Below are 11,790 nucleotides of genomic sequence, written 5' to 3' on the forward strand. Positions count from 1 at the left end.
CGGTCTCGGGCCGGTCGCCGCTTCGCCGCCTCGGGGTCGAGTTCGAAGATCACCCTGACGCGCCGAGGATCGGTCACCCGAAAACAGGAGTGAAACCCTCGATCATGGCAACGGTCTCCGCCACCAGGAGGTGTTGCCATGGCCAACGCGCTGTTTCGCACCAAGAACATCGAGCAGTCCATCCAGGACACCGATGTCTCCGAAGGGCACGGTCTACGCCGGGAGTTGTCCGCACTCGACCTGATGGTCTTCGGCGTCGGCGTGGTGGTCGGCACGGGTATCTTCGTGCTGACCGGTACCGCCGCGAGGGACTACGCCGGCCCGGCCGTCGCGTTGTCGTTCGTGCTGGCGGGGGTCGTCTGTGGGCTCGCCGCGCTGTGCTACGCCGAATTCGCGTCCACGGTCCCGGTGGCGGGTTCCGCGTACACGTTCTCGTACACCACGCTCGGCGAGTTGCCCGCGTGGATCATCGGCTGGGACCTGATCCTCGAACTCGCGCTCGGCGTCGGGGTGGTTTCGATCGGCTGGTCGGGTTATCTGACCTCGCTGCTCTCGCAGGCGGACATCGAACTGCCGCAGGCGATCACGGCCGCGCCCGGTGACGGCGGGACGGTCAACCTGCCGGCGTTGTTGCTGGTGCTGGGAGTCGCGACGATCCTGGTGTTCGGCGTCAAGCTCTCGGCACGGTTCAACCTCGTCATGGTCACCATCAAGATCGCGATCGTGTTGTTGGTGATCTTCGCCGGTCTGTTCTTCATCAAGACCGGCAACTACAACCCCTTCGTGCCCGACTCGCAGCCGTCGGGCTCGGGCAAGGACGGGCTCAAGGCGCCGCTCGTGCAAACCCTGTTCGGGTTCGACCCGCAGATCTACGGGGTGATGGGGATCTTCTCCGGCGCGGCCCTGGTGTTCTTCGCGTACATCGGGTTCGACGTGGTCGCCACCGCCGCCGAGGAGACCCGCAAGCCGCAGCGCGACATGCCGATCGGAATCCTCGGCTCGCTGCTGATCTGCACGATCCTGTACGTCTCGGTGTCGCTGGTCGTGGTCGGGATGCAGCGCTACGACATGCTCTCGTCGTCCGCGCCGTTGGCGGAGGCGTTCCGGGCGGTCGGCAAGGGCTGGATCGCGACCATCATCAGCATCGGCGCGGTGGCCGGTCTGACCACCGTGTGCATGATCCTGATGATGGGTCAGAGCCGGGTCTTCTTCGCGATGAGCCGGGACGGGCTGCTGCCGCCGCTGTTCGCGAAAGTGCACCCCAAGTACGGCACGCCGCACGTGAGCACGATGCTGATCGCGGTGCTGGTCGCGGCGATCGCCGGGTTCACCCCGATTCACGAGATCGACGTCATGGTCAACATCGGCACGCTGTTCGCGTTCATGGTGGTCGCGGCGAGTGTGCTGATCCTGCGCCGGACCAGGCCCGAGTTGCCGCGCGCGTTCCGGGTGCCGTTCGTGCCGTGGCTGCCGATCCTGTCGATGATGGCCACGCTGTGGTTGATGATCAACCTCAGCAGTGAGACGTGGCTTCGGTTCGTGGTGTGGATGGTGGCCGGCTTCGCCGTCTACTTCTTCTACGGGAAGCAGCACAGCCGACTGCGGTGACCGTGACGGCTTTCGGTCGCGGCTGTTCACTCACAGCCGTTTGCTGACGGCTGTTCCGGTGACGTGACGGCGGGCCCGGGTCGATTCGACCCGGGCCCGCCGTACGTGTCGATCAACGGTCGGGGTCAGCCCCAGAGTTCGTCCGTGTACTTGTCGGTGCCGACCACGGTGGGGATCCACGGGGCGCAGTAGGTGACCCGGCCGATGCCCGAGGCGTCGATCCGTTCGGCCCACTCCTTGAAGGCGTCCCAGCTTTCGCGCGGGTCGCCCTCGAGGAAGTACAGCTGCATGCTGCGGGTCGCCGCGTTCGGGTCGCGCGGTACGAACGCGGGGGCGTCGTCCTTGAGCGGGACGGCGGTCCACGCGGCCACCGAAGCGATCGGCGAGCCCTTGAGGAAGTCCGGCAACTGCGCGGTGAACCACGCCTCCAGGTCCTCCTGCGTGGTGCCCTCGGCGCGCTGTACGGCGAGCGAGACCAGACCCTGGTAGTTGCGGTCCAGGGCAAGCTCCAGCGGAACCGGGTCCTGGTCGCGGTACCAGCGGCTGTCGTGCAGATACATGCCGGTGTGCGCGTGGATCCGGTGCTGGAAGCCGCGGTCGTTGCCGTAGAGCCAGTTGACCTGGTCGACCGCCCACGCGTTCCACTCGTCGAACTGGCCGTCGTTGATCCAGTAGATCGCGACGTAGGAGCCCGCCTCGATGGCCGGGACGACGTCGGTGTCGGCCGGGAAGCGCAGCGCCTTGAGGTCTGCGGTGGCCACCCAGCGGCTGCCCGCGAGCATGCCGGGGCCGATCATGCAGCCCGCGTAGTAGTGGTCGCGCTCGTACCAGCGGTTGTAGCTCACCTCGTGGCCGCGCTCGGGGTCCACGGCGGTGAACAGCATGCTGCCCACCCGGATCGGGTATTCCTTGAAGCTCATGACTGCCTTTCGGGTCGTGCGGTGACACGTGTCGGGCGGGACGGACCCGGCCGGGGACGCCGACCGGGTGGGGATGGTCAGGCCTGCCGGCGGAACCGGGTGGTGCGGTGTTCCGGCTCGGTGTCGAGCTTGGGGATGATGTGCTTCCCGAACAGCTCGATGGTCTTGAGCGTGTTCTCGCGGTTGTCGCAGCCCAGGCCGAGGACGAGTTGGTCCACGCCGACCGCCTCGTAGGCCTTGACCGCGTCCAGTACGCCGTCCGGCGCACCGCAGATCAGCGCGCCGGCGTCGGCGGCGAACTCGACGAGCTCGGGGGTCAGGTCGGGCATCAGCTCGGGCCAGTACGGGATGCCCTCCGGATGCGGGAACGTGTCGTGGTAGCGGAAGACGTTGCTGGTCAGGTACATCGGCCGGGCCGCGACCGCGTTGGCGACCGCCTGTTCCCGGGTCTCGGCGACGAAGCCGGTGCTGACCGCGAGCACGTTGTCGTTGACGAAGTCGGCGATCGGTTCGGCGTTGCCGATCTCGCGCTTGTAGCCGGCCACGAGCTTCTCGGCGCTCGCCGGGTCGCCGATCGAGAAGCCCAGTACGCCCAGGCCCATGCGGGCGGCCATCGCGTACGAGGGCGGGCTGCCGGCGGCGTACCACATGGCCGGGTGCGACTTGCCGTACGGCTTGGGCAGGATCTTGCGCGGCGGGAGTTGCCAGTAGGCGCCGTCGTAGCCCTCGTAGGTGTCCTGGAGGAACATCTTCGGGAACTCGCGGATCACGTCCTCCCAGATGGCCTTCGTCTCGGACATGTCCTCGATGCCGGGCAGGAAGCCGAGGATCTCGTGGCTGCCGGCGCCGCGGCCGGTGCCGAACTCGAAGCGGCCCTTGGTGAGGTGGTCGAGCATCGTGACCCGTTCGGCGACCTTGGCCGGGTGGTTGACCTGGGGGAGCGGGTTGAAGATGCCGGAGCCGATGTGGATCCGCTCGGTGGCGTGTGCGAGGTAGCCGCACATGACGTCGTTGGCGGACAGGTGGGAGTACTCGTCGAGGAAGTGGTGCTCGCTCAGCCAGACGTACTTGAAGCCGGCCCGGTCGGCGGCGATCGCGAAGTCCATGTCGTTCATCAGGGCTTCGTGTTCGGCGTCGGGGTTTCCCTCGCGCCGGAACGACGGGTTGTAGCCCTGAAGAAAGATGCCGAATTCCATTGCACTCCCAATTCCGCGGTCGGGTCGGGTCGGGCGGGATGGTCGGTCGGGTCCGGTGGGCGGTGGGTCTGACGGGCGGTGTGTACGTTCGGGCGCTTCGGGTGGTCGCGAGGGCCGGGGTCGGCGGGTGCGGGTGCGGGCCCGGTCCGGGCCTGCGGGTGCGGGGGGATGCTCCTATGCATGTCAAGCCGCAGGAGCGAGGTTGATTTGGGTGATTCGTTCCGCTGGTGTGCTGGTCAGTGCGCGGTAGACCTCGCGGGCGACGAATCGCTTGAGGCAGCGCATGATGTCCTTCTTCGACAGCCCTTCCTTGGTGCGGCGTTCGACGTAGGCGCGGGTGCGTTCGTCGTAGCGCATGCGGACCAGCACGATCGTGTGCAGGGCGTTGTTCGCGGCCCGGTCGCCGCCCCGGTTGAGGCGGTGGCGGTGGGTGCGGCCGGAGGAGGCCGGGATCGGGGCGACGCCGGCGAGGTGCGCGAACGCGCCCTCCGAGCGCATGCGCTCGGGGTTGTCCCCGGCCGAGGCCAGTAGCTGGCCGGCGGTCTCCGGTCCGACACCGAACAGCTTCAGCAGGGCCGGGGCCGCCTGCTCGACCAGGGGGCCGATCTCGGCGTCGAGCTCGGCGATCTCCGTGTCCATCGCCTGGTGGCGGCGGGCGAGGCGCCGCAGCGAGGCCTTGGTCGCCGCGAGCGGGCGGGAGACGTCGTCGCCGGGCCGCAGCCGGGCCAGGGTGCGTATCAGGGCGGTCCGGTCCAGGCCCGCGACCTGCTCTCGCAGCATCGCCGGGGCGGTCACCACGAGGTTGCGGATCTGGTTCATCGCCTGGGTGCGGGCCTTGATCGCGCTGCGGCGGGCGACCCGCAGCACGCGCACGGCCTCGACCACTCCGTCGCGGCTTTTGGGGATGCCGGTGGCCCGTCCGGAGAGCACTGCGGTCGCAGCGGCGTAGGCGTCGATCGGGTCGGACTTGCCCTTCGTCCGGCGGGTCTTGCGGTCCGGCCGGTCGACGTCGACGACCGTGACGCCGGCCGCTGTCAGGACCCGCGCGAGTTCGGCTCCGTAGGCGCCGGTGCCCTCCACCCCGACCGCGGTCGGAGTGCCGTGCGAGCGCATCCAGTCAAGCAGGTCCCGGTAGCCGCGGACGGTCGCGGGAAACTCCCGGTCGGCCAGATGCCGGCCGAGCGGGTCGATCACGGCCGCGTGGTGGGTCAGGCCGTGCGTGTCGACTCCGCCGGTGATCTCCGCTCCGTCGTGCGTCATGCTGGTCATGTCCGTCCTTGCCGCTTGTCCGAGCCGAGGGCGGCACGCGCCGGTCGGGCGGGTGGACAAGACAGTGACGGGGCTTCTGGACCAAGCTCCTATGAGGTCACAAACGCCCGTCCGGCCGCGTGCGTGGTGGTCCCGCCGACGAGCCGACAAATCCCATACAGGACAGTCAACGACGTCAGTCAGGGGGCGAGTCAGGCTCATCAGCAGAACCACCAGTCACATGATCACTGTCAGGGGGTGAAGGTGCCGTCCGGGCGGCGGACCCAGCCGGAGGCGGCCATGGTGCCGCCGTCGACGTGCAGGGTGGTGCCGGTGACGAAGCGGGCCAGGTCGCCGGCGAGGAAGACGATCGGGGCGGCGCAGTCGTCGGGGGTGCCGAGGCCGAGGGGGACCTTGGCGGCGTAGTCGTAGGCGCCCTCGTCGGTCTCGAAGGTCTCCGCGAGGCCGGCGTCGCCGGGGGTGGGGATCGCGTCGGGGGCGACGCAGTTGACCCGGATGCGGCGGTGCGAGAGTTCGAGGGCGAGCGATTTGGTGAGCTGCTCGACCGCGGCCTTCATCGCGGCGTACACCGCGAAGCCGGGCGCGGCGCGGAATGCCTCGATGCTGGTGACGTTGACGATCGAGCCGCCCTCGCGCACGAGGGGGGTGCCGTGCCGGATCACGTGCGTGACCGAGGTGAAGTTCTCGTCGACGAGTGCGGTCTGGCCCTTGGGGCGGACCTCCAGGAACGGCGACCAGAAGCCGCCGCCGGCGTTGTTGACGAGGATGTCCAGCGGGCCGAGCGTGGTGTGCGCCTCGCGGAGGAAGTGCTCGACGCCATCGCCGTCGCGGACGTCGAGTTCGGCCGCGAACGCGCGGCGCCCGGTGGCCTCGATCGCCTTCGCGGTCTCCTGGAGGCCGATCGGCTCGCGGTCGCAGATGGCGACGTCGGCGCCGAACCTGGCCAGCGCGACGGCCGTCGCCGCGCCGATTCCCCGGGCGGCACCGGTGACCACGGCGACGCGATCGGTGAGCAGGGCGGCGGAAGGGTCGAGCAGCACGGGGGCACCTCACTGTGGATCGCGTACGTTGTCGCCTCGGCGCGGGGCCGCCGTTGCGGGCGTGCTCTGCGCTGGGGTCACCATGCCACCTGACGACCCGTCACCTGAAGGGAGACGGCTGTCTTTTTCCGTCCCGACGCGCCGGTGTTCACGCAGGTCCGCAGGAGATCTGACGCTCTGTCAGTAAAAGTGGCGGACATCACCGTTGGGGGATGGGCGCGGAACGGCATGGCGCACGGGGCGGGGGCGCCTGCGCGCGGGCGCGGGCGGGGGCGGGGGTGCCGTCAGGTGTGGGCGCCGGCGGTTGCGAGTGGCGGCACCTGCGGGCGCAAGTACATGCGCGGGGCGTTTGGTGGTCGCAGGCGCAGGCGCAGGCGCAGGCGCAGGCGCAGGCGTGGGCGTGGGTGGGGGAGTCGGGGCGGGCGCGAGGGGACGCAGGCGCTGGTGGGTCGTGGGCGCGGCCCGGAGGGTCACGGGTGCGGGTGTCGTCAGGCGTGGGCGCCGGCGGCTGCGAATGGCGACGCTTGCGGGCGCAGGTACATGCGCGGGCGTTGGTGGTCGCAGGCGCAGGCGGGGGAGTGGTCGCGGGGCAGGCGCGAGGGGACGCAGGGGTAGGCGCTGGTGGGTCGCGGGCGCGGTCGGGAGGGTGCGGGTGCGGGTGGGAATGGGTGCGGGCGCGAGTGGTCGCGGGTGCGGGCGTCGGTGGTTGTGGGCGCCAGTCGTCGCGGGTGCGGACGCCGGTGGGCGCAGGTGCGGCTGATCGCGGGGCTGATCGCGGGTGTCGCCTGGGAATTGTGGTGGGTGGAGGCGCGGATGGTGGTGTGCTCGGTGGTCCCTTGAGGGGTGGTGGTTTCGGGTCTTGGGGGTTCGCATGGATTGTCCGAAATCCATGCGAAGGGGCTGCGGCGCTCACTACGCTCTGCGACGTGGCGCTATCTCCCGATTCCTGCGGCATCGTGGCCGACTTCGGCACGTGGCTCGCGCGAGCGGGCCGACCGGCCCGGGACGCGGAGCGGATGATCGACGTCCTGGGCACGCTGCTCGATCTGCGGGTGGCCTGTCTACGGCTCGACGACCACACCCGCTGGCGCGCCGGCGACCTGAACGCGCTGCTGGAGACCCTGGTGCCCGCGCACGTTGCGCTGCCCCGTGACGACACGGTCGGACTGGTCGTGCCCGCGTTGCGGCTGTTTCTGGAGTTCCTGCGCGAGCGCGGGCCCCTGCATCCGGACAGCGACCGACTCGACCCGATGTTCGCGGTGTTGGATCGGCACGAGGGTGAACTCCCGGCCCGGATGGCCGATTCGACCTGCTGGGGATCGGCGAAGAAGTTGTTCGTGGCGGGTTACGCGACCGGTCCCGGTCGAGGTAGGGCGTTGCCGGCGGTGCGGTTGCCGGACGAGCGCGAGCTGGCCAGGGCCGCGTCGACGGCGCCGTCGTTCGCCGCCGCGCTCACCCTCGCCCGCTGGGTCGGTCGCGGCCGGCCGGTCACCGCGACCGGGGTCCTGCGTCTGGCCCCCGCGGCCGAGGCCGCGCTGCTGCTGGGTATCGACGAGCCGGTCGCGGGCGTCCGCAGCGCGCGTGACGTGGAGCCGTTGCACCACGTCTGGTCGATCGCGTGCGCTGCGGGCCTGATCGAGGTCGGCCGTACCGTCGCGACCGCCGGCGCGCTCGCCCGGGCGCTGGCGGTCGGCCGACCCCGCGACGTGCTGGGCGTGTGGTCGAGCCTGTGGGAGGGCGTCGCGGTCGGCGAGGCCACCGGGCGACCGGCGGTGCGTCGCGCCGGGCACGTGCTGCGCGGAGGCGACGTGATCCGCGAGTTGTTGCGGGAGCTGTACGACCACGCGGGTCGATGGGTGCCGATGGGCGGGTTGTTCGAACTGCTCTCGTATACGCCCGACGGTCGGCCGCGGTCGCCATCGGTCGCCGATCCGGCGCTGTTCACCGGCCTGACGCTGGCTCATCAGATGGACGACCTGCGCGCGTTCGGCGTCCTGGAGATCCGTGAGCTCGTCGGTGGCGGGGCGCCGTTCATGGCGGTGCGGCTGACCCCGCTGGGGCTGTACGGGCTGCGCACTCGCTTCCTGGAGTTGGGTGTGCCCGCGCCGCTCACCGGCCCGGGTGGCGGTCCGACCGAGCCCGCGCTGCCGCCGCTGTACGTGCCGCCCACCTCCGAGTGCGCACTGGCCGCGCGGATGTCACCGCTGCTCGCGCAGGCCGCCGCGCTCGCGGAGTACGTGGCGGAGCACGGGCCGCTGCCGGTCACCCACGAGGAGGTACTCGCGGACGGGGTCGCGCGCCGGGTGATGGCCGAACTCGGTATCCGCGCGCAGCCGTCCCGTCCCGCCGCGCCGCCCCGTACCGCCCGGGGCGAGCACGCCCTGCACCGGCGCTGGACGCTCGCGCTGGGCACCGGCCTGCTGGTCCTGGCGGACGACGCGGTGCACGTCGCGGACGGTCTGCGGGTGTGGCGCGAGGGCGGCGACCGCGAGCTGATCGCGCTCGCCGCGCGCGCGATGGTGGTGGTGGCCGAGGACAACGCGACGTTCGGCGAGGCCCACGAGCAGCGATGGGACGTCCCCGAGGGGCTTGCCGCGTCGCTGTTCACCGGCCTGGTCCAGCTCGGCGGTCCGCTCCCGGTGTCGCTGTTCGTCGGTTTGGCGGTGCGCCGCGACCTCGACCACGTGGTGCGCACGTTGCCCGCCGAGCCGCCGGCCGACGACGAGGCGTTCGCGCTCGGCCGGATCCTGGACGCGCCCGACTTGGTCCGGGAACTGGGCCGGCTGTGCGGTGCGGGCGCGGGCGCGCCTGCGGCCGACGCGAGTTCGCCGGCGTCTGCGCTTGACGGGTGCCCGCCTGCGACCGACTCGCGTACGCCCGCGCCTGCGACCGACTCGCGCATGTCTGCGCCTGCGGCCGACGCGAGTTCGCCGGCGTCTGCGCCTGCGGGCGACGGGTACCCGCCCGCGACCGACTCGCGTACGCCCGCGCCCGCGAGCGCCTCGTCCTCGCCTGCGCCCGACCCGCCTGCGGTCGCGCCTACGACCGACCCGGCCGCGTCCGCGACCGACCTGCCCGCGGTTGACGCGCTTGCGCCCGACCCGCACATGCCCGCGACCCCGCTCGCGCCCGCGACCCCGCCCGCGACCGCGACCGCGATCGTGGATCGCACGCCCGCCGAGTTGCTCGGTCGGGTTCGGGCCGGTGTGATCCTGCTCGCCGATCGGCTGGCGGCGCTCGGCATCGTTCGGCGCACCGCCGAGGGCATCACGTTGACCGGCCTCGGCGGCACGCTCGTGCACCGGATGTTCCGCGAGCAGGGGCTGCCGGTCGCCACTGTCGACGACTACACCGCGGCGTCGGGCGCCCGGCTGCTCGGTGCGATGGGGGCGTGGCCGCGACCGGTGGCCACGCGTACGTTCGCGAGTTGGATCGCGTGCCGTCCGGTCGACGCCGCGCTGTCCGAACTGTTTGCGGTCGCGGGCGCGGCCGGCCCCACCGAGCGGCTCATGCTTTTCGCCCACGTGGGTGACGCGGACCTCCCCGAGGCCGCCGTCGAACGCGCCCTCGCCGAGGCCGCCGCCGACCCCACCCTCGCCCCGCACGTGTGGAACTGGCGCCTGACCCACGACCACGACGTGCCCCCCGCGACGCTGCGCACCCTGGCCTGGCTCACCGCGGACAATGCCGCCGCGGCGCTGCTCGGCCGGCACGAGGCCGCCGTCCTGGGCCTGCTCACCGAGGTGACCGGCAGTCAGGGCCCGGGCGCCGACGTGGTCTTCGGCGAACTCGCGACGATGGGCCACCCGTGCGCCGAGGACGTGCTGCGCTTCGCCGAGGCCGCCCACCCCGACCCCGACGTGGCCAAGGCCGCCCGCCGGGCCCTGTACCGACTGCGCTGAGCGCTCACGGCCGCCACAGTTCGCCGGGGGCCGGCTCCGGCCACGGGATGTCGGCGCGGACCGCGGCGAACAGCTCCTTGCAGCGTTTGTCGTCGAGCAGGACCACGCTCTGGCCGCCGGCGCGTTCGCCGAATCCGGCGACCGGCGCGGTGCGGAACGCCAGGTCGGATTCGCTGATGCCCTTGAGGTCGGTGGCCAGGTCGAGCAGCGCCTTGAAGTTCAGGTCGTCGTCGACGGTCAGCGACCTGGTCAGCGACTGCAGCAGGTTCTCGGTCCGCAGTGGGCTGGCGAGTACGCCCTCCGCGGTGACCTTCTCCGCGATCGCGCCCAGGAGTTGCTGCTGGCGCGCGACGCGGTCGAGGTCGCCCCGTTCGAGCCCGTACCGCTGCCGTACGAACTTGAGCGCCTCGTTGCCGTCCAGCTTGGCCTCGCCCTTGTCGGCGTCCACCGTCACCCCGCCGAGCGCGTCGACCATGCCCTTGAAGCCGCCGAAGTCCACCGCCGCGTAGTGGTCGATCCGGACCCCGGTCAGGTTCTCGACGGTGGCCACGAGCAGCGCGGGCCCGCCCCACGAGAACGCCGCGTTCAGCTTGGCCTCGCCGCGCCCGGGAATCGACACCCACGAGTCGCGCGGCAGCGAGATCGCCGAGATCGACGCCCGACCGGCGGGCAGGTGCAGAAGCATCATGGTGTCGCTGCGCCGGCCCTCCAGCGCCTCGGGATCGGCACCGGCCGCCGCCGCGTCCATCCCGACGAGCAGGATGTTCAGCGCCCGGCCGGCGGCGGGATCGGCCGCCGGGCGCGGCCCCGCGGCGGGGATGCTCGACCGATCGAAGACCCCGTCGATCCGCTTGATGTTGGAGTTCAGCGAGTAGAGCAGCCAGGCCGTACATCCGCCGATCACGAACAGTGACAGGGTGAGCAGCGTGACCAGTCCCACGACCGCCTTGCGGCGTCGCGACCAGGGCTTGCGCTCGGGTGTCGGTTCCGGCTCGACTTCCTCGTCCGTCCCGCTGACCTCGGCCGACTCGTCCGTCGCACCCAGCGCATCCGTCATGCGCAGAAGCTAGTCGACCGGCTGTCGGCAACGGCAGGGAAATCCGAAAATCAGTGCGAAGAAGAGATCGACTTCGGTGCGTGCCCTCGCTTCGCCCGGGAGCCGTGGTTCCGGGGCGTCGCTCAGTGCCGTGGTTTCGGGGCGTCACCCCCGCGCCGTGCTTCCGGAGCTTCGCCCTACAGCCGCAGCTCGGCGAACGGCCGTCGCATGCACACCCGCGGCCACCGGTCCAGCCCGATGGCCGCCTCGTGGGCCCGGATCGCGGCCAGGCCCGGAGTCACCTCGCCCGGGTCGAGCACCCGGAATCCGATCCGCGCGTAGTACGGCGCGTTCCACGCCACGTCCCGAAACGTGGTCAGGGTCGACGCGAGCCCGCTGTCCGCCTGCACCCGATCGATCAACGCCTGCCCCAGTCCACGCCGCGCCCCGTCGGGATGCACCGACACCTGCTCGATGTGCGCGGCGCCGTCCACGAGATCCCAGATCACGTAGGCCAGCGCCGGTTCGCCGACCACCAGGCACCGCCCGCCGACCCGATACGCGTCCAACTCCTCGACGGACAGCGGCTCGTCCGCCGCGATCTCCGGCATCCCCACCGCCGCGAAGCCCACCCCGGCCGCCACCTCGATCTCCCGAAGCCGCTCCAACTCGCCCGCCGAGACGGCCCGCACCACATCGTTCATGTCCGCCATTGTGGCGTTCGCCGCATGGATGGCCCCGTCGGTTCCGACGGGGGAACTCTCCGGATCGCCGCAGAGCCGATCTCCGAGGCCGTGGCTTTTGGCGGCTTCGCGGGGA

Annotated in this window: 8 protein-coding genes; 2 read left to right on the forward strand and 6 right to left on the reverse strand. The window is 71.4% G+C overall.

Going from position 1 to position 11,790, the window contains the following annotated elements:
* Positions 1–138: 138 nt before the first annotated feature.
* Positions 139–1,608 carry an amino acid permease gene (locus OG948_RS26930; protein WP_406298908.1) on the forward strand — a complete coding sequence of 490 codons (1,470 nt, stop codon included), beginning with the start codon at positions 139–141 and terminating at the stop codon, positions 1,606–1,608.
* Positions 1,609–1,733: 125 nt separating this feature from the next.
* Here OG948_RS26930 and OG948_RS26935 read toward each other — a convergent pair whose 3' ends face one another.
* The 4 genes from OG948_RS26935 to OG948_RS26950 all read right to left on the reverse strand — a co-directional run bounded on the left by OG948_RS26935 (position 1,734) and on the right by OG948_RS26950 (position 6,033).
* On the reverse strand, positions 1,734–2,528 hold the full coding sequence (locus OG948_RS26935; protein WP_395859796.1) for a hypothetical protein: 795 nt from the start codon (positions 2,526–2,528) through the stop codon (positions 1,734–1,736).
* Positions 2,529–2,605: 77 nt separating this feature from the next.
* A complete protein-coding gene (locus OG948_RS26940) occupies positions 2,606–3,724 on the reverse strand; it encodes an LLM class flavin-dependent oxidoreductase (protein ID WP_406298909.1) in 1,119 nt (372 codons plus the stop codon).
* A 183-nt stretch (positions 3,725–3,907) separates the two neighbouring features.
* On the reverse strand, positions 3,908–4,993 hold the full coding sequence (locus tag OG948_RS26945; protein ID WP_331769141.1) for an IS110 family transposase: 1,086 nt from the start codon (positions 4,991–4,993) through the stop codon (positions 3,908–3,910).
* 230 nt (positions 4,994–5,223) lie between these two features.
* Positions 5,224–6,033, reverse strand: coding sequence for an SDR family NAD(P)-dependent oxidoreductase (locus OG948_RS26950; RefSeq protein WP_406298910.1), 810 nt, complete (start codon positions 6,031–6,033; stop codon positions 5,224–5,226).
* Positions 6,034–6,959: 926 nt separating this feature from the next.
* Between OG948_RS26950 and OG948_RS26955 the strand changes: the two genes are divergently transcribed.
* Complete coding sequence (locus OG948_RS26955) at positions 6,960–9,935, forward strand: hypothetical protein (protein ID WP_406298911.1); 2,976 nt, start codon at positions 6,960–6,962, stop codon at positions 9,933–9,935.
* A gap of 4 nt (positions 9,936–9,939) precedes the next feature.
* Here the strand turns inward: OG948_RS26955 and OG948_RS26960 are convergent, their stop codons facing one another.
* Together OG948_RS26960 and OG948_RS26965 are read right to left on the reverse strand one after the other, a co-directional pair.
* Positions 9,940–10,992 (reverse strand): LCP family protein, encoded by a 1,053-nt coding sequence (locus OG948_RS26960; RefSeq protein ID WP_406298912.1) that lies wholly within the window; start codon positions 10,990–10,992, stop codon positions 9,940–9,942.
* A 176-nt stretch (positions 10,993–11,168) separates the two neighbouring features.
* On the reverse strand, positions 11,169–11,675 hold the full coding sequence (locus OG948_RS26965; RefSeq protein WP_406298913.1) for a GNAT family N-acetyltransferase: 507 nt from the start codon (positions 11,673–11,675) through the stop codon (positions 11,169–11,171).
* Positions 11,676–11,790: the final 115 nt, after the last annotated feature.

This window comes from Embleya sp. NBC_00888, assembly GCF_045207655.1.
Lineage (GTDB): Bacteria > Actinomycetota > Actinomycetes > Streptomycetales > Streptomycetaceae > Embleya.